We start from the raw sequence: 19672 nt of genomic DNA on the forward strand, positions 1-19672 counted from the left end.
GCGAGGGCTGCCGTTAAACATTGTCCGAAGGACACCCGTCACTTTATGAACTTTATGAACCTTATGAACTTTACGAACTCTCATCGTTTTTTCATTTTATGAACAACTTTTTCTATTTGCACGAAGAAGAACGGCACGAGGACGATACCCACGGTAATGGCGACGAGCATACCGAAGAAGATTCCGGTACCGATGGAGTGGCGGCTGGCTGAGCCGGGGCCGCTGGCGAGCACCATGGGGAGCATGCCCAGCACGAACGCGAGGGACGTCATCAATATGGGACGGAAGCGGGCACGCGCGGCAGTGAGTGCGGCGGTGACGGCACCGACTCCCTTGTCCACCTCTACTTTGGCAAATTCGACGATCAGAATGGCGTTTTTGGCGGCAAGACCGATCAGGGTTACCAACCCGATTTGGAAGTAGACGTCGTTTTCCAACCCGAACACCCACACGCCGAGGTACGCGCCCAAGGCGGCTATCGGCAGGGAGAGCAGCACGGCGACAGGCACCAGCCAACTCTCGTAGAGGGCGGCAAGGAAGAGGAACACGAAGATGAACACGAGCGCCATGACCATTCCGGTTTGTCCTTCTGCCTTTTTCTCTTGGAAGGACAGACCGCTCCACTCGAGCCCGATGTTGTCGGGGAGGTGCTGGCGGGCAATCCGTTCTATCGCCCGCATGGCGTCACCGGAGCTGTACCCGGGGGCTGCCTCGCCGTTCACGATGGCGTTCGTGAACATGTTGAAACGGCGGATGGAGCCGGGACCTGTGGTGTATTGCGGGGCACCGAGCGCGGTGAGGGGAACCATGTCGCCCGCGGAGGTCTTGACGAAGAACATGTTCAGGTTTTCCTTGTGCATCCGGTAGGGCGCCTCGGCTTGCAGGTACACTTTGTATACCCGGTTGAACATGTTGAAATCGTTGACGTATACCGAGCCGGTGTAGGCTTTCATGGTGGAGAATATGTCCGCTAGCGGGATGCCTAGCAGTTGGGCTTTATCGCGGTCGACGTCGAAGTATAACTGCGGGATTTCCGCTTGCAGGGACGAGGATACCCCGGCGAGAGCCTTGTCTTGTGCCGCGTATTTGAGCAAGGTGTCGACGGCGTCGACGAGGTTCTCGAAGGTGGCGCCGTTGCGGGCTTCCACTTGCAACTCGAAACCGCCGGACGCACCCAAGCCGGGAATGATGGGCGGCGTGGAAAGGAATACCTGTGCTTCCGGGTACTTGAAGAATTCGGCGCGGATGTCGTCCATGACCTCTTTGAGGGACATATCGCCTTTCTTGCGTTCTTCCCACGGCTTGAGGATGACGGTCAGTTCGGCGCGCGATTGTGCCGTACCGACGCGGGGGCTGCTTCCCGTCACGTTCTGCACGTGGGCGACGGCGGGATGCTGCTTGATATATTCTATGGCCCGGTCGGTCACCTTACGCGTGCGTTCGAGCGTGGCGCCTTCCGGCAGAGCCAGTTCCACTTTGAAATACCCTTGGTCTTCCTCGGGTAGGAAACTGCCGGGAATTACCCGGTTGAGGACGAAGATAAAGACGATGGCGATACCGAACCCGGCGACGATGCGGCGGGGGTGGGCGAGTGCCCGTTGCAGGAGGTGGATGTATTTGTGGTTACCGCGTGCCAACCAATCGTTGATTTTGCGGAACACGTAGCCTTTTTTGCCCGTGGAGGGGCGCAACAGCAGGGCGCACATGGCGGGGCTGAGCGTTAATGCCACGACCAGTGATATCAGCACGGACACGACGATAGTGATGGCAAACTGGCGGTAGAGCATCCCCGTGATGCCGGGCAGGAAGCTCACGGGCACGAACACGGCACCCAGCACGAGCGAGGTGGCGACGAGCGCTCCCGTCAGTTCTTTCATGGCTTTACCCGTTGCCTCGCGGGGGGAGAGTCCTTCTTCTTCCATGATACGTTCCACGCCCTCGACGACGACGATGGCGTCATCGACGACGATACCGATAGCGAGTACCAGACCGAGCAGCGTCAGCATGTTGATGGAGAACCCGAACGCCAGCATGAACCCGAAGGTGCCGACCAGCGACACTGGAACCGCCACGAGCGGGATAAGGGATGCCCGCCAGCTTTGCAGCGACAGGAACACGACGAGAATCACGAGGAACAGTGCCTCGAACAAGGTTTTGTACACCTCGTGGATGGACTCGGCGATGTAGGTGGTGACGTCGAACGGTATGTTGTATTCCAAGCCCTCGGGGAAGTCGCGGCTGATTTCTTCCATGGCTTTTTTCACGTTGTCGGCAACTTCCATGGCGTTGGCGCCGGGGAGCATGAAGATGCCGAGAATGGCGGCGTTCTCGCCGTTGAGCCCGCTCTCCGTGTTGTAGGAACTCGCTTCCAGCGATACCCGCGCAATGTCCCGCAGGCGGATGATTGAACCGTCGGGGTTTGCCCGCACGACGATGTCTTCGAATTCTTCGACGGAGGACAGACGCCCGGGGGCGGTAATCGGGATGGTGATATCGACGCCCGTCATGGGTTGTTGTCCCAGTACACCTGCTGCCGACTCGCGGTTCTGGTCTTTAAGCACGTTTTGCAGGTCTTTGATGGTCAGCCCGAAGTTCGCCATGCGGTCGGGGAGTATCCATATCTGCATGGCGTAGTAACGGCTGCCGATGTTGGATACCCGTCCCACGCCGGGGATACGTTTCAGCACGTCGAGCACATTCATCGTGGCGAAGTTACTGAGGTATATCTCGTCGAAGCGGGGATCTTCGGAGGTGAGCGCGAGTGTCATTAACTGGCTGGCGGATTGTTTTTCCACCTTGATGCCGTTTTGCACGACTTCGGCGGGGAGGCGCGATTCTGCCAGTTTCACCCGATTCTGCACGTCCACTGCCGCCAGTTCGGCGTCGGTGGAGATGTCGAAAGTGATGGTGATGGACAAGCCTCCCGAGTTGGAACTGCTCGATTCCATGTATAGCATACCCGGCGTACCGTTCAATTCCTGCTCGATGGGTGTCGCCACGGCTTGTGACACGGTGACGGCACTCGCCCCGGGGTAAGATGCCGAGATTTTAACCACGGGTGGGGTGATTTGCGGGTATTGGTCGACGGGCAGCTGAAACAAGCCGATGACGCCGACGATGACAATCAGTATGGAAAGTACCGCCGAGAAGATGGGGCGGTCGATAAAGAAGCCCGGTTTCATGGTTGTACCTCCTCTTCTTCTTTAATGGCGGCGTTGACCGGGTTCACGAGTGCTCCCGGGGTGAGCTTGTGGTAGCCTTCCACCACGACCAGTTCGTCGGGTCCCAGTCCGCGTTCCACGACGGTGGTGTTGTTCACTTCGGGACCTATCTCGATAAAGCGCTTTTCTGCCGTGCTATCCCTGCGCACGACGTAGATGTAGGCGCCGCCTTTCTCTATAATGACCGCTTTGGTGGGTACGACGATGGCGTTTTCCCGCACGTCGAGCAGTAGTTTCACTTTCGTGAATTGCCCCGGCAACAGCCTGCGTTCGGGGTTGGGTAATTCGGCACGCACGCCGAAAGTTCCCGTCTTCGGGTTTACCTGCGGGTCGGCGAAATCGACGATACCCGTCAGCGGGTAGACCGAGTTGTCGGCAAGGGTGATGGTCACGCTGGGTTGCCATGACCGGTTGACGTCTTTCTCCCCGAGGGTGACGTTGCGTTTTTGCCCTTTCAGGTAGTCGAGAGCCGGAAGGCTGAAGTCCACGAGCACCTCGTCGCTCTCCACGACAGTTGCCAGTTGGGATTTTCCGCCGGGACCGACAAGTGAACCGATGTCGGCGTAACGCTCGCTGATATACCCGTCGATGGGGGAGCGGACGGTGGTGTAGTCCAGTTCCAATTCCGCCTGTTTGAGGTCGGCTTCGCTCATGGCGACGTTTGCCTTGGCACTCTCGAGGGCGGCGACGGCGTTGTCCAAATCCAACTGGCTCGCGGCTTTCTGCTCGTACAACGGGCGCAACCGTTCCTCGTCACGTTCCGACTTGGCAGCCTGCGCCCGGTCTTTTGCCAGTTGCGCCTTTGCCTTGTCCACCCGTGCCCGGTACAAGTCGCTGTTTATCTTGAACAGGGGTTGTCCCCGCTTCACGCGTTTCCCTTCCTCGAAAAGCATCGCTTCGAGGTAACCTTCCACGCGCGCCCGGATTTCCACCGCGCTTTTGGCGCGGATTTGCCCCACGTATTCACCGTAAATTTCTACATTGTCTGTTCCCGCTTTCTCTACCGTCACTATTTGCCGCACGGGTTCCTGCTTGTCTTTACACGCCCCGAACGCGACTGTTATCGCGAGAACTGTTACTGCATGTCTTACCTTCATATTCCTTATGTTTTTCATTTTGGCTTATTCTATTGAAAATTGTGTGCTAGTTTGTACGTTAAAATGTAAAAATAGGTTATTTTGTTGATAGACAATAAGTATTTTTCTTTTTTCCCTTGTCATGCTCCGAAAACGTAAATCGGGATATCGTGGAATTTTGCCACGGGGTGGGGAATAATTCGCCTGCGGCGAGTTACAGGTTGCAAGTTGCATTTGCCTGCGGCAAGTTGCAGGTTACTTTTCTAGCGTTGTAGACTGTATTCCAGCTCTCTCTCTGTTTATAGAGGAGGAGCTGGAATACAATCCCTAACGCAAAGCAACCTGTAACTCGCCGCAGGCGACCTAAAATCATAAATTAATAACTCCCGAAGCTGAATGTCCCGATGCTTTCGTACACGATGCTGAGGATGCCCACGCAAAGGATACCGGCGCTACAAGCGAGTAGGCTGACGCGGGTGTATCCGTCGGAGCGGAATGATTCGATGGGCATCTCGCTCTTGTTGATGAACATGGCTTTTATCACGCGGAGATAGTAATAAAGCGAGATGACCGTGTTTATCAACGCGACAAATACCAACACGTAATATCCCTGTTCGGCGGCGGCAGCGAAGATGAAGAACTTGCTGAAGAATCCGGCGAACGGGGGGATACCTGCCAGCGAGAAGAGGGCAAGCATCATCACGAAACTGAGGCGGGGATTGGTAGAATAAAGCCCGTTGTAGTCGTCGATGGTGAGTTTGCCGGAGCGATGTTCCACGATAGCGATTACGCCGAATGCGGCGAGGTTGGAAAGCATGTATACCAGCACGTAGTACACCAATCCCGTCATACCCATTGCCGTGCCGCTGATGATGCCCAGCATGATGTATCCGGCTTGCGATATGGAGGAGTAGGCGAAGAAACGTTTCAGGTTCTGCTGCCGTAGTGCGAAGAAGTTTGCCAATGTGATGGAAGCGATGATAATCCAGTAGAGGATGCTTTGCCATTCATGCGCGAGCGGGGCGAATACCTTGTACAGGATTGCCATAAGCACGAAGGCTGACGAACCTTTGGATATCACGGAGAGATAGGCGGTGACGCTCGTCGGGGCTCCCTCGTAAACGTCGGGCGTCCACTGGTGGAAGGGTACAAGCGAGAGTTTGAAACCGAGTCCCACGAAGAAGAACACGAACGCCATGAGCTGGATGAGGCTGCCGTTGAGTCCGGCGGGGATGTCCTCGAAATAGAGGGTTCCCGTGGTGCCGTATATCAGGGATATACCGTAGAGCGACAGTCCGGAAGCGAACACGGCGGTAAGAATGTATTTCGCGCCTGCCTCGGCGGATTTTTGCTTGTACTTGTCGAACGCGGCGAGGCAAGCCATAGGGATGGATGCCGTTTCCAGTCCGATGAAGAACATCAGGAAGTTGCCGGCGGAGATCATGAAATACATACCCAGTAAGGTCGCGAGGGTAATCATGTAAAATTCACCCCGGCGGATGATGGTGCGTTCGTTGGCGAGCCAGTTGTTCGCCTGCATGAAGACAATCAACGTTCCGATGTTGAGGATGGTCTTCATGACGCTACCCATGGGCAGGTTGTGATACATCCCCCCGAAAGCACTGATCTCGACGTTGGGCGAGAGGTTCAGCAGGGTATGGATTCCCACGAGTATGCAAGCGATAGGCTGAAAGTATTTCAGGCTTTTCGGGGAACCGAATATATCGTAAACGAGGAGTATGACGATTACCGCGATGAGTGATACTTCCTCTTTCATTAGTAAGAAATTAGCGTAAACCATGTTGAATTGAGTTTATAAAGTTCATAAGGTTCATAAGGTTTATAAAGTTCGTGAGGTTCATGAAGTATTATATTTTCGGTAACTTTATGAACCTTATAAACCATATTAAATTTTAATATAACATCGTGATTACCGATTGTAATGATCCGCTGATCATGTCGGACAACCACAGGGGAGCCAGACCGATACCCGCGATGGCGATGATGAGCACGATGGTGGAAAAGCGCTCGTACCAGACGGCATCGGTGAGGGCGAGGTGGTGGTCGTTGACCACTTTCCCGTAAAGCAGTTTGCCGACAACCCGCAGGATGTACACCGCCGTGATGACGATGGACGTGCAGGCGATGATCGTGAATACCCGGTGGAACGTGTCCGTGTTCTGGAACGCGCCGACGAATACGGTCATTTCCGCCACGAATCCGCTTAATCCCGGTAACCCGAGGGAAGCCAGACCGGCGATCACGTAACAGACACCGAGGAACGGCATGATACGCATCAATCCGCCCATCTCCCGGATGTCACGCGTATGGGTACGTCCGTAGATCATACCGATAAGCGCGAAGAAGAGGGCTGTCATCAAACCGTGAGAGAGCATTTGCAGGACGGCTCCCGTCATGGCAGTCCGGTTCAGCATCAGTATGGCGAACAACACCAGTCCGCAGTGGCTCACCGAGGAGTAGGCGTTGATATATTTCAAGTCGGTTTGCACGATGGCGGAATAAGCCCCGTAGACCACGCTGATACCCGTGAGGATGATAAATATCCACGAGAGTTCTTTGGCGGCTTCCGGCATCAAGTAGATAGCAACCCGGAAACACCCGTATCCACCGAGTTTCATCAATACTCCGGCGTGGAGCATGGAAACGGCAGTGGGAGCTGAGGCGTGACCGTCGGGTGACCACGTGTGGAACGGGAACAAGGCTCCCAGTACGCCGAATCCCACGAATACAAGCGGGAAGAACCAGCGTTGCAACGCTACCGGCATGGCGTGGTTTTGTGCTATCTCGAGCAGGTTCATGGACGGCATGCCCGATGCGGCGGAGTGGAAGTATATTCCCAGTATTCCCACGAGCAACAAGGCGGAACCACCCATAAGCATGAGGGTTAATTTCATCGCGGCGTATTCTTTTTTACCGCTGCCCCATACCCCGATCAACAGGTACATGGGAATCAACGCTACCTCGTAGAACATGAACATGGTAAAGAGGTCTATCGAGATAAAGAACCCGAATACCCCGACGGACAGGAGATAAAACCAGAGGAAGTACTCCTTTTGCAGGAATTCCATTTTCCACGAGGCGAATGTTCCGGTGAACACGATAATGGCAGAGAGTAGCAACATGGCTACCGATATGCCGTCCACCCCGACAGAATAGTGAATATTTAACGGGGCATACCACACCGTGTCGGCGGTGAATAACATCTCGGCCGTGTTGCCGGCTCCTCGTTCTCCCAGATAAGCGAACACCAATCCCACGGCGAGAACCAACAACAGCGAGGCTCCCGTGGCAACCGCTACACGAATCTGTTGCAGGTTCTTCGAGAAGAAAAGCCCGCACATCGTGAGGATTGGTATTAGAACGAATAAGGATAAGAAGTTCATATTTATTAATTTTAGATTTCTTGATTTTAGATTATTTGAATGAGTTTATAAAGTTCGTAAAGTTTATAAAGTTCATAAAGTGAAGGGATACTTTATAAACCTTATGAACCTTATAAACTTTATAAACTATCATATTAATACCAGTATTAATATGAATACCGTACCGAGCAGGATCACGTAAGCGTATTGCTGTACCTGACCGGATTGTAAGCCGCGGATATTGTAAGATACCCATTGTGACATGGCGGCGAGCCCGTTGAGGGCGCCGTCGATGACATGGCGGTCGAACCAAGCGAGGGGACGGGAGATACAGTTGAAGATGATGCGCTTCGTGATGAAGAGGTACAATTCATCCATGTAGAACCGTCGGTATGCCGCGCGGTGCAGTCCGCCAAACGTCGTTGCCAGACGATCGGGTATCGGGTTCGCTTTCCGGTAAAAGAACGTTGCCAGCGCGATGGAGAGGCATGCCACTACGATACTGGTGATTGCTACCGTCCAGTCGAGGTGGATGATGTATTCCTGACCGTTGCTGCTGACGAACTTACCGAAAGGTATAAATCCGGCAAAAAGGGTAACCGCGGCAAGGAACACGAGCGGCAGAGTCATGGACTTCGGCGCCTCGTGCGGGGTATGTTCGTGCGTGCTTTCTTTGCCCCAGAATATATTGTAATACAACCGGAACATGTAAAAAGCGGTGAGGGCGGCGATGAAGCTCATCACGACTCCCATGACCGGACTGAACATGAACGCGGCAGCGAGTATCTCGTCTTTACTGAAAAAGCCCGAGAACGGCGGAATACCCGATATGGCAAGGCATGCCACGAGGAACGTGATGTGTGTCACGGGCAGGTACTTGCGCAGACCGCCCATGTGGCTCATCTCGTTGCTGTGCACGGCATGGATGATAGCACCCGCGCCGAGGAACAGGAGCGCCTTGAACATGGCGTGCGTGAACAGGTGGAACATGGAAGCCATGTATCCCAACCCGGCATGACCGTCCATGCCGGAAACCCCGAGGGCAACCATCATGAAACCGATTTGTGATATCGTGGAGAAGGCGAGTACCCGCTTGATGTCTGTCTGCACGCAGGCAACGACGGCGGCATAGAGCGAGGTGACAGCCCCGACCACGGCTATGAGCACGAGTACATCCGGTGCTTCAAAGAAATAGACCGGGAATAGACGCGCCACGAGGAATACCCCGGCAACCACCATGGTGGCGGCGTGTATCAACGCGGACACGGGCGTCGGACCTTCCATGGCGTCCGGCAGCCAGATATGTAACGGGAACATGGCGGATTTTCCGGCACCACCCATGAATATCAGTGCCATCGCCCAACTCATGACGGAGCAACCCATGAAGGTGGTTCCGACAGCCCCGGCGAAGATGGAGGTATCGCCGGAGGTGAGTATCTCGAACGAGAATGTTTTCGTGTAGAAGGATAATAACAGTATCCCGATAAGAAAGCCGAGGTCGGCGAACCGGGTGACGATAAAGGCTTTTTTGGAAGCCGCCACCGCCTCGGGTTTCGTGTAGTAGAACCCGATCAGCAGGTAGGAAGATACTCCCACCAGTTCCCAGAAGATATACATCTGGAAAATATTCGTGGCAACGACCAAGCCCAGCATGGAGAAACTGAAAAGAGAGAGGAACGCGTAGTAACGTTGGAAACCTCTTTCCCCGTGCATGTAGCCCAAGCTGTATATATGTACCATGAGCGACACGGTGGTGATGACAACAAGCATCATGACCGAGATCGGATCGAGCAGAATACCGAGGTCTATGTGCAGGTATTGCGTGAAACGCAGCCATTCGAAATTAAACGGAATGACGGGAGCATGTATCCCGTCTACCCGCGGCATCGTGAAGTATTGCCACGCCGTGGTATAAGCCAGCAGGGCAGCCACGGCTATCGATAACGTCCCGATGTATCCGGCAACCGCGGACTTTAATCTCGTCCCCAGAAGCCCTAACGCCAGAAACGTTAGCAACGGTAGTATTAATATGAGTGCTGTATATTCCATGTTTTAATTTTAGATTTCTTGATTTATGATTTTAGATTGTTATTCGTGAATCGTAATTCATAAATCGTAAATTAATATTAGTGTTTCATCTCACTCAAATTCTTTACCTGTATATTCCGGATGTTCCGGTATATATTGATAATGATAGCTATTGCCACTGCCGTTTCGCAGGCGGATACCCCGATGGCGAACAGCGTGAAGAAAAAGCCTTCCATCTGATCGGGAAAGAGATAGCGGTTGAACACGGCGAAGTTAATATCTACCGAGTTTAGTATCAGCTCGATGGAGATCAATACTGCCAGCAGGTTTCTCCGGGTGATAAAACCGTAGATTCCTGCGAAAAGCATGATCGTGCTGATCACCAAGTAATATTCCATGTGTAGTTCCATATTCTATTTTTAGATTTCTTGATTTATGATTTTAGATTCTTGATTATAAGTCGTAAATCGTATATCGTAAATCATAAATTTGTTTATCGTTTTCGTGCTATCATGATTCCACCGATGATACATGTCAGCAAAAGGATACTGATGGCCTCGAAGGGGAGGAGGTATTGGTATTTCTCCGTACCCATGAGGGCGTTTCCTATGACCTTCATGTTGATCTCGCCTCCCGTGAAACGGGACGGACCGAACGAGTGGGTCAACGTGATGTAGACGCATATAACAGCACCTGCCAGAGCCGTGAGCAGCCCGGCAAACATCTTGCTGTTTTTCAGTTTAGTGACCTTCGTCTTATCGACTGTTGTCAGCAATATCGAGAAGACGTACAAAATAATGATACCCCCGGCGTAGATCGTTAGTTGGACCGCACCGAGAAAGGAGTATTCCAGCTGGAAATATATACCGGCAGTGGCGAAAAGCACAAAAAGCAGGTATGTCGCCGATCTCAGGATCCGGTTGGTCGTCACGGTCAAGATTGAAAAGACAACGATAATCGATGCCAAGATGAAAAAGACCGTTTCTTGTAATTCTGCTGTACTCATGTATTAATTTTAGATTTATGATTTTAGATTTATGATTTCCTCCCGCTTGCTATCACTTTTTTCATTTTCAATTTTCAATTCTCCATTTTCAATTGAATTGTCGTGAAGCATTTTCACCAGCTTATCTCTCGTGAATACTGCGTGTTCGAACGTGGGTACGAAGTGAATGGCGCCTTGCGGGCACATTTTCACACAGAGTTGGCAGAACATACAGCTACCCAGATCGTAGCGATATTTTACCAATACTTTTTTCTTTTTCCCAGCCTCGTCCGTGACGGATTCGGAAGTAATCTTGATCGTGCCGTTCGGGCAATTCATCTCGCAAATACCGCAAGCGATGCACTTGTGGTTACCGTGTTCGTCATGTGGCATCACCAGTTCACCGCGGAAACGGTCGAACATCTTCAATGTCGCCCGGTTCTCCGGGTACTGTTCGGTCGTTTTCTTGGTGAAAAACTCCCGGAGCGTTGCTTTCATTCCCGTCAGTAACGAGAACAAACCCTTGAAGAACGTGCTAAAATATCTTGCTATACTATTCATGATCTTTTCTTTAAAAATGTAGTTTGAATACCACCACGATGACCATAAGGAACAGGTTGAGCAGATTGAGCGGCAGCAGATAGCGCCACTCCAACCGGAGCAACTGGTCGATGCGCAATCGCGGGAATGTCCATTTGAACCACATGATAATGAATATAATTACACCTGTTTTACCGAAGAACCAAACGATGGACGGAATGTAGTCCATGATTCGGTTGAAACTTTCCCAACCGGGAACGTGCAACGGCATCCAACCACCCAGAAACAACGTGGTTGCCACGGAAGCTACCACGAACATATTCAAGTACTCGGCAAGGTAAAAGAAGCCGAAGTGCATACCCGAATATTCGGTATGATACCCTGCCGTCAATTCGGAATCAGCTTCCGGTAAGTCGAAGGGACCCCGGTTCGTTTCGGCTGTTCCGGCAATCAGGTAAACGATAAACGCGATACATGCCGGGATATGTCCCTTGAAGAGCAGCCAGCCGTCAGCCTGTCCTTCCACTATGGTGGAGAGTTGCATACTTCCGGTAAAGACAACCACCGTGAGGATCGACAACCCGATTGACAATTCGTAGCTGATCATCTGCGCGCCGCTTCGCATGGCTCCGATCAACGAGTATTTGTTGTTACTGGCCCATCCGGCAAGCAGGATTCCCACGATACCGATGGATGAAACGGCGATCAGGAAGAATATTCCCACGTTGAAGTCTATCACGTGCAGTCCCTTGGCAAACGGGATACACCCGAAAGCAAGTACCGACGCGACGATCACCACGAAAGGAGCGAGGTTGAAAAGGAAGCGGTCGATATGGTTGATTTCTATTAATTCCTTGGTCAGCATCTTGATCATATCGGCGACACTCTGTATCGTCCCGTAAGGTCCTACGCGGTTCGGTCCGATACGGCATTGAAAAAAGGCACAAACTTTACGTTCCACGTAAATCAGTACCAACGCGATAAGGGCATACCCCAGCAACAGGCACAACCCGATGAGTATACACTCTACCAGTGTTGCCGCCGCTTGAGGAAGGTAACTTCTCAGAAGTTCATCTACCCAGTGTGTTATTGTTGCAAAGTCAAACATGTACTAATTTTAGATTTAATGATTTTAGATTCCCACCGCACAACCCACGTTCTTTCTAATCCTAAAATCTTTTTTCATTTTCAATTTTCAATTCTCAATTTTCAATTGTTTGCTATCTGTCCAAGTCCGGTACCACGTAGTCCAGAGTTCCGCCGATGGCGATCAAGTCGGCAATCTTGTTGCCTTTTGTCAATTGATCGACGATGGACACGAGGGGCAGACAGGGGGAGCGGAATTTCATCCGGTAGGGATATTTGTCACCCCGGCTCTCGATGTATACTCCGAACTCGCCCCGGCTTGCTTCGACGCTCTTGAAATAGCGACCTTCCGGCAGTTTGATCAGCGGTTTGGTCTTCACGGCGTAGTCGCCCTCCGGGATGTTATCCACAAGTTGCTCAAGGATATGCAGGGATTCCATGATTTCCTCGATGCGCACGATATAACGGGAGAACGAATCTCCCTCGTGGTGGATGATCTCCTTGAAATCTACCTTGTCGTATACCCCGTAAGGCGTGTGCTTGCGGACATCGCATGACCACCCGGCGGCACGTCCGGTCGGTCCGGTAGCCCCGTAAGCGATGGCGTTTTCCCGGGTAAGGATACCCACGCCTTTCAGACGTTGTTGGGCGATCACGTTGCCCGTGAATACTTCGTGGTATTCCTTGATCATCGGGGGAAGGTACTTGATAAATTCTTTCACGCGACGTATCAAGTTCGGGTGAATATCCGCCATCACTCCGCCGATCACGTTGTAATTCTGGATTAAGCGTCCCCCGGTGGTTTCCTCCATGATGTCGAGAACCTTTTCGCGGTCACGGAAACCGTAGAAGAAAGCGGTCAACGCACCCATGTCCATACAGAGGGTAGACCAGAACAACAAGTGGGAAGAAAGACGGTTCAACTCGTCCATGATCGTGCGGATATATTTCACCCGCTCGGGTATCTCCAGTCCCATGGCTTCCTCGATACACATGCATAGCGCGTGGCGGTTCTGGTGTGCCGCGAGGTAATCCAGCCGGTCGGTCAACGCCAGCGTTTGCGGGTAAGTCAGGCTCTCGCACAACTTCTCGATGCCCCGGTGGATATAACCGCAGTTCACGTCCACTTTTTTCACGATCTCGCCTTCCAGCGATACGCGGAAACGGAGAACCCCGTGTGTGGCGGGATGCTGCGGTCCGATGTTCACCACGTACTCGTCTTCCTCGAAAAGAATATTTTCCTTTTCGCTCACTTCGCCCCCGTGCGAGTCTGCCTCGAACGTGGGCATAGTGTCAAATGTTTCCTCGCTATACAACCGTACCGGGTTTATTTCCGGGTTGGCGTCGTAGTCTTTGCGCAAGGGATAGCCCACCCAGTCGTTACGTAGGAACAAACGCCGCATATCGGGATGATTGATAAACCGGATACCGAGGAAGTCGTACACTTCCCGTTCGTTCAAGTTTGCCGTTTCCCAGATATCCGCCACCGTGGGTAATTCCGGGTTTTCCCGGTCGGTAGTGAATGTTTTCAAGAAAATCTTGTGCTCGTGTTTCGTGGATTGCAATAAGCTGGTCACGCCTAGCGAATCGCCCCAGTCTACCCCCGTCATGCAGATCATGAAATCGAAAGCCAGCCCCTCGTCGTTCTTTAAACGTAGGGCTACTTCCCGGTAACGTGCCGCTTCTACCGTCAGGGTAGGAATGGCACCTTCCTCGATGATTGCTTCCGGGTATATATTTTTAATCAAATCAATCATAAATCAAGAAATCATAAATCGTAAGTTACTCCATCTCTTTCTTTTCCTTCCTGTTCTTTCCGCCCAAGAATTTCTCTACTTTTACTTTCCGTTGCAGTTGTATCATCCCGTACAGCAGTGCCTCCGGTCGGGGAGGGCATCCGGGGATGTACACGTCCACCGGGAGTATGGTATCCACGCCTTGCACCACGTGATAGGAATCGCGGAACGGACCGCCCGATACGGCACAGCCGCCCACGGCAATCACGTATTTCGGTTCTGCCATCTGGTCATAGAGGCGTTTCAACACGGGAGCCATCTTATGCACGATTGTTCCGGCAACCATGATAAAGTCGGCTTGCCGGGGACTGGCGCGCGTCACTTCAAACCCGAAGCGGGAGAAATCGTAACGTGCCGCACCCACTGCCATAAATTCAATACCGCAGCAGCTTGTCGCGAATGTAAGCGGCCATAGGGAATTCGAGCGTCCCCAGTTAATAACTTCGTCGAGGCATCCCACCACCACGTTGGTGCCGGACGCGCGCAATTGTTCAAGATACTCGTTATCGTTGAACTCTTCATATTTCATGGATTTGATTTTTACTTCCATTCCAAAGCTCCTTTCTTCCACGCGTAAGCCAATCCCAAGATCAGGACCAGCATGAAAAACAATACATTCAGCAACCCGTCGATACCCGCGTCCTGTACGGTGACTGCCCACGGGTAGAGGAACACAGTTTCCACGTCGAACATCAGGAACAGGATGGCAAACAGGTAGTATCCCGCCTTGAATTGCATCCACGACTTCCCTCGCGTAGGCACGCCGCACTCGTAGGCTTCTCCCTTCTGCTTGTTGTAAGAGCGGGGGGATATGAGCCGGGCAATACCCAAGGCGGCAACTACCAGCACGATAGCCGTGATTAATACGACCACAAATAATGTAAGATTCATAATATAAAAAAATTACAGATTACAAGTTATGGGTTACAAGTCGAAAAGTTACAAGTAATACCGCGAGTTGCAAACTTGTAACTTGCAGCCCGCGGAGCCGGAGGCTCCACTTGTAACTTGGTTAGCGTCAGCTAAACAATAATCTTTCTTAGGGCAAAGACGTAATATTTGGTTTTACCTAAAGTCGAATAGGGATGAAAATACCAGTTCCGCTTGGAATGTCCGGAATCGGAGATGTGATCTTTATTGTATCTCTGTATGAAAAACAACACGAGATAGGTTTTCGTGTCCGGCGTGAAATGTGTACTTCCAAGAATGATTTCACACTCTTCCGTGAGAAACGCGATGAATGAAACGGGCGATGAGGTATCGTATATCTCATGCCTGCATGAGCCTCCCGTGCGGATCTCCTGTAAAGGCAATTCCTGCCCCGAAGCCGGTGTAACACTCAGTCCGGCAAACGTTAATAACAGGATTAATATACTACTCTTCAACACATTCTGCATACTATTTCTTAACTTAAGGCACGCGAATATAAGCTAATTTTAAATCAAGGTTGAATATCGCGTGATAAAGAATGTTAATCTTTCATTCTTCGACGAAACCTTTCAAATGTAAAAGATGGTTGTCGGGAACGGTGTTGCATGTCAACTCCACGCTTTTGTTGAACTGTCCGAGCGAGTTCGGGGTGAACGACACGGTTAGCGAGTCCGTTTGCCCCGGCGCTACCGGGCGTTTGTTCCATTTTACTTCGGCACACCCGCACGATGAAACGGCGTTCTTTATAATCAACGGATGTTCCCCCGTGTTACGAAACCGTACCACGGCACGTTTTATTTCCGCGTAGGGAAATGTCCCGAAATCCACGCTGTCTTTCAAGAATACCACGGTAGTTTTGGGTACATTCTTCCCGGTAAGCGATTCGCTGTTTCTCTGCCGGAGATAAATTCCTCCGGCGATCAGGATACTTGTTACGAGTGTAATAACTATACTTTTCTTTTTCATGGATTTTTATTTTGCCTTCGGCAAGTTGCAGGTTGCAAGTTGCATTTGCCTTCGGCAGGTTACAAGTTGTTTTTCTAGCGTTCATGACTGTATTCCAGCTCCTCCTCTGTTTATAGAGGAAACCAGTGATTAAGCGAGGGCAGAAAGAGAGCAAGCTCTCGGTTTGCCGAGCGGGAGCTGGTTCGAGACCGGCTTCCGGGCTCACTTGGCTGCGAAGCAGACGGAGGAGTTTTCGTCCGGGGTAAAGATAATGAATGTTTATAAACTTTCACGTTCCCTCGTGTTGTAATTCCCTCGTTTTTTACTAATTTTGTATCCACAAACAATCAATATATATGAGTGATACAATCCATCATGAATGCGGCATTGCGCTGATTCGCTTATTGAAGCCGTTGGATTATTACCAGAAGAAATACGGCTCTTATCTTTACGGTTTAAATCGGTTATACATTTTAATGGAGAAACAACGCAACCGCGGACAAGACGGTGCGGGAGTTGTTGGAGTGAAGCTCGACATGGAGCCGGGCTACAAGTACATGGACCGCGCCCGGTCGTGTGACGCTAACCCCATACAAGAGGTGTTTGACAAGATACACGCTAATTTTCCTCCCGACCTCACGAGTGAAAAAGACGCGGATTGGGCGAAACAGAACTTGCCTTTCGTGTCGGAAGTTTACCTCGGGCATTTGCGTTATGCCACTTTCGGGAAGAATAATATAGACTACGTCCACCCGCTGAAACGGGCGAGCAACTGGCGGAGCCACAATCTGGCTCTGGCGGCAAACTTCAACTTGACGAACGTCGACGAGTTGTTCGACAGCCTAATCCGGGCGGGACAACACCCGCGGAACTATTCCGACACGGTGACTTTGCTCGAGAAGGTGGGCTATTTCCTCGACGACGAGATACAGGACCTTTACCATTATTTCAAGGAAAAAGGGTTTTCCAAGCAGGAGATTACCCCGTTGATCGAGCAGGCAATCGACCTGCCCGGCGTGTTGGCACGGAGCAGTGCCGATTGGGACGGGGGATATGCCGTGGCGGGCGTACTCGGTCATGGCGATGCTTTCGTGGCTCGTGACCCGTGGGGGATTCGTCCGGCGTATTATTACAAGGACGACGAGGTGGTAGTGGTCGCCTCGGAAGGTTCGGTGATACAGACAGCCTTCCAAGGGATGAACATGAACATACAGGAGATCAAGCCGGGATATGCTTTGATTATCAAGAAAGACGGTACTGTTACCGAAGAACTCGTGCGCGAGCCGAAAAAGCGGAGTAGCTGTTCTTTCGAACGTATTTATTTCTCCCGCGGGAATGACAGGAATATCTATCAAGAGCGTAAGAAATTGGGAGAGTTGCTGACGCCGCAATTGATTCGTGCGGTGGATGGTGATCTTGATAACACGGTGTTTTCTTTTATCCCCAACACGGCGGAAACATCTTTCTACGGCATGGTGAAGGGGATACAGCAATACATGGTGGAGGAGAAGAAGCGCCAGATACGCGAGGGCAAAGCCTCGTGGTGCGAGGAGACGCTGGATGCCATCATTTGCCGGGAACCCCGTATTGAAAAGATCGTGATTAAGGATGCTAAGCTGCGTACCTTTATCACTTCCGATTCCGGGCGCGACGGTCTGGTAGGACACGTTTACGATGTTACCTACGGGGCTGTCAGTGAAAACGACAACCTCGTGGTGATTGACGATTCCATCGTGCGCGGAACCACGCTCCGGCGGAGTATCCTGCGTATCCTCGATCAACTGGGACCTCGGCGCATCGTGGTGGTTTCTTCCGCCCCGCAAATCCGTTATCCCGACTGCTACGGTATCGACATGACGCGCATGAACGAGTTTATAGCTTTCAATGCCGCTATTGAGCTTATCCGCGAGCGGGGTATGGAGAATCTGATCGATGAAGTGTACAAGGATTGTAAGGCGCAGCAAGGATTACCGAAGGAAGAGATCGTGAACCACGTGAAACGAATATACGCACCCTTTACCGACGAGGAAATTTCCGACAAGATCGCACAAATGGTACGTGACGAACGCTTGCACGCCGAGGTGAAAGTGGTATTCCAGACCGTCGAGAACCTGCACCTTGCTTGTCCTAACGACACGGGCGACTGGTATTTCACGGGCAATTACCCCACTCCCGGCGGAAACAAGGTGGTCAATACCGCCTTTATTAACTGGGTGGAGGGACGTGACGAGAGATCTTATTAATTTTAGATTTTAGATTTTAAATTTTAGATTGAATGATCTGGCTAATTTTAGATTGAAAAGTTTCTCGAAGCAAGGTGGTATTATCTTTGGGAAAAGAACTGGCTTCTCTTCGAGGCAGATGGACGATAGGAGATATTTGATTCCTTACCCGGGACGGGCGAGTTGGTAAAATCGGCATTGAGTTTAGTGTCGCGGAGCGAGGCTTATTTGATTGTAATGGCCTTCTTTTCAGTCATGTCGGCACCGCGGGAAATTGCAATAGGCATTTTTGGACCGGGTATTAAAGGGCTGTATTCCAAGACGTGACGTACACGGGTACGTTGGTCGTTTGTGAAGCGGTTTTTCTCGCTGAAGTCATAATCCATGATATTGGTGGACGTGAAAGGAGCCCCGTTACGATCGGTGCGTTGAATGGCTTGCGACCATGGTGTATTTTGATTCCATTTATCCATGTATTCTTGGCGGTTATAATCGGGGGTGTCGTCGCAGTAGTCCGATTCCACTGCCTCACCGATGGAGAAAACGTGGTATAAACCAAGATAGTGTCCCAGTTCGTGGGTAAGTGTGGTCGCCATGATGTCTTGAGAGCTATTAGGAGCATAAACTAGGAGTTTATTTATATAACGGTTGTTTAATGCCACTCCATATACTTGTTTCGTGGGAAGTTTAGTGTAATAGCTATCCGAGGGGGTGAGTCCGGCTAAGGAGTGGGAGCTGGGCGTGAACGGTAGAAAGCTGATCCCCGTTGTACTTCCGTCTGATTCGGAGAACTCGAAAAGAAATACATTGATATAATTATTCGGGTCCCACATGAGATGGATGTCCCCGTATTGGTTTTCAAGGAATTTTTCGCATTCCATGGTGTAATTCGTGTAGCGTTGTACACGGTGGATTCCGGCTTCGTCAAGTGGATTACCGTCCGGATCGCGGGTGGCAAGTTCGAACGTGAGATTCATGTCACCGCCTTGTCCGTCATAATTCCGGTAGTAACTGTTTGCCGCATCGAGGAGTTCTTCTATCCTGTTTGCCGGGATATTTTGGGACGGGTTCCCGGGATTTAAATAGAGGACGTGGAAGATAACCGGGAGACGGAAATGGTATTCGCCGTCCCGTTTTGCCTGACGGATGGTTATATCTGTTTTGCTTCCGCTTTTATTAGCGAGGGAGAGGGTGACGGAACGTTGATCGGGTGCGATATTGGGAGTAATGGTGATGATCAGTGAGTCACCGGAATCCCCGTTGAGTTGTCGGGTGGAGCACCAGCGCTCGGCACCTGATACCGTCCAATCCGAATTGCTGTTTACCCCGATACGGAGAACGTGTTCGTTATTATCCAGATTGTAAGTGTTGTCTGAAGATAATTCAAGGCTATCGTTATCATCTTTCGAGCAAGCGGCGAGGACGACGAGAAAGAGTGTCCAGTATATTAGTTTTTTCAT

16 protein-coding genes are annotated in these 19672 nt (G+C 51.3%); 1 reads left to right on the top strand and 15 read right to left on the bottom strand.

Annotated features, from left to right (window positions below):
- Window positions 1-80 precede the first annotated feature (80 nt).
- The 14 genes from H8S64_RS03675 to H8S64_RS03740 form a co-directional block, all read right to left on the bottom strand.
- On the bottom strand, window positions 81-3182 hold the full coding sequence (locus tag H8S64_RS03675; RefSeq protein WP_186975036.1) for an efflux RND transporter permease subunit: 3102 nt from the start codon (window positions 3180-3182) through the stop codon (window positions 81-83).
- The gene (locus H8S64_RS03680; protein WP_436231459.1) at window positions 3179-4336 is read right to left on the bottom strand and encodes an efflux RND transporter periplasmic adaptor subunit; all 1158 of its coding nucleotides are present in this window, start codon (window positions 4334-4336) and stop codon (window positions 3179-3181) included. The genes H8S64_RS03675 and H8S64_RS03680 overlap by 4 nt, the downstream gene beginning before the upstream one ends.
- 337 nt (window positions 4337-4673) lie before the next feature.
- On the bottom strand, window positions 4674-6098 hold the full coding sequence (locus H8S64_RS03685; RefSeq protein ID WP_186975038.1) for an NADH-quinone oxidoreductase subunit N: 1425 nt from the start codon (window positions 6096-6098) through the stop codon (window positions 4674-4676).
- Between the two features lie 112 nt (window positions 6099-6210).
- Window positions 6211-7701, bottom strand: coding sequence for a complex I subunit 4 family protein (locus H8S64_RS03690; RefSeq protein WP_186975039.1), 1491 nt, complete (start codon window positions 7699-7701; stop codon window positions 6211-6213).
- A gap of 129 nt (window positions 7702-7830) precedes the next feature.
- Window positions 7831-9729 carry an NADH-quinone oxidoreductase subunit L gene (gene nuoL, locus H8S64_RS03695; RefSeq protein ID WP_186975040.1) on the bottom strand — a complete coding sequence of 633 codons (1899 nt, stop codon included), beginning with the start codon at window positions 9727-9729 and terminating at the stop codon, window positions 7831-7833.
- A gap of 77 nt (window positions 9730-9806) precedes the next feature.
- Window positions 9807-10106 (bottom strand): NADH-quinone oxidoreductase subunit NuoK, encoded by a 300-nt coding sequence (nuoK, locus tag H8S64_RS03700; protein ID WP_099292004.1) that lies wholly within the window; start codon window positions 10104-10106, stop codon window positions 9807-9809.
- Window positions 10107-10201: 95 nt separating this feature from the next.
- Window positions 10202-10714, bottom strand: coding sequence for an NADH-quinone oxidoreductase subunit J family protein (locus H8S64_RS03705; RefSeq protein ID WP_099292005.1), 513 nt, complete (start codon window positions 10712-10714; stop codon window positions 10202-10204).
- A gap of 15 nt (window positions 10715-10729) precedes the next feature.
- Window positions 10730-11254, bottom strand: a complete 525-nt coding sequence (locus H8S64_RS03710) for a 4Fe-4S binding protein (protein WP_255301994.1) — start codon at window positions 11252-11254, stop codon at window positions 10730-10732.
- A gap of 10 nt (window positions 11255-11264) precedes the next feature.
- The gene (nuoH, locus tag H8S64_RS03715; protein ID WP_099292006.1) at window positions 11265-12341 is read right to left on the bottom strand and encodes an NADH-quinone oxidoreductase subunit NuoH; all 1077 of its coding nucleotides are present in this window, start codon (window positions 12339-12341) and stop codon (window positions 11265-11267) included.
- A 112-nt stretch (window positions 12342-12453) separates the two neighbouring features.
- Entirely contained in the window at window positions 12454-14076 is a 1623-nt protein-coding gene (locus H8S64_RS03720; RefSeq protein WP_227215191.1) for an NADH-quinone oxidoreductase subunit D-related protein, read from the bottom strand.
- Between the two features lie 25 nt (window positions 14077-14101).
- Window positions 14102-14665 (bottom strand): NADH-quinone oxidoreductase subunit B, encoded by a 564-nt coding sequence (locus H8S64_RS03725; RefSeq protein ID WP_186975041.1) that lies wholly within the window; start codon window positions 14663-14665, stop codon window positions 14102-14104.
- The gene (locus H8S64_RS03730; protein WP_099292008.1) at window positions 14656-15006 is read right to left on the bottom strand and encodes an NADH-quinone oxidoreductase subunit A; all 351 of its coding nucleotides are present in this window, start codon (window positions 15004-15006) and stop codon (window positions 14656-14658) included. Before H8S64_RS03730 ends, H8S64_RS03725 begins: the two co-directional genes overlap by 10 nt.
- A gap of 131 nt (window positions 15007-15137) precedes the next feature.
- The gene (locus H8S64_RS03735; protein WP_186975042.1) at window positions 15138-15512 is read right to left on the bottom strand and encodes a hypothetical protein; all 375 of its coding nucleotides are present in this window, start codon (window positions 15510-15512) and stop codon (window positions 15138-15140) included.
- An 82-nt stretch (window positions 15513-15594) separates the two neighbouring features.
- Window positions 15595-16011 (bottom strand): DUF1573 domain-containing protein, encoded by a 417-nt coding sequence (locus tag H8S64_RS03740; RefSeq protein ID WP_186975043.1) that lies wholly within the window; start codon window positions 16009-16011, stop codon window positions 15595-15597.
- 335 nt (window positions 16012-16346) lie between these two features.
- Here H8S64_RS03740 and H8S64_RS03745 point away from each other — a divergent pair, with 335 nt between their 5' ends.
- Window positions 16347-18233 carry an amidophosphoribosyltransferase gene (locus tag H8S64_RS03745; RefSeq protein ID WP_186975044.1) on the top strand — a complete coding sequence of 629 codons (1887 nt, stop codon included), beginning with the start codon at window positions 16347-16349 and terminating at the stop codon, window positions 18231-18233.
- A gap of 203 nt (window positions 18234-18436) precedes the next feature.
- Here the strand turns inward: H8S64_RS03745 and H8S64_RS03750 are convergent, their stop codons facing one another.
- Complete coding sequence (locus H8S64_RS03750; RefSeq protein ID WP_186975045.1) at window positions 18437-19672, bottom strand: zinc-dependent metalloproteinase lipoprotein; 1236 nt, start codon at window positions 19670-19672, stop codon at window positions 18437-18439.

It is taken from the genome of Butyricimonas hominis (assembly GCF_014287455.1).
GTDB lineage: Bacteria > Bacteroidota > Bacteroidia > Bacteroidales > Marinifilaceae > Butyricimonas > Butyricimonas muris.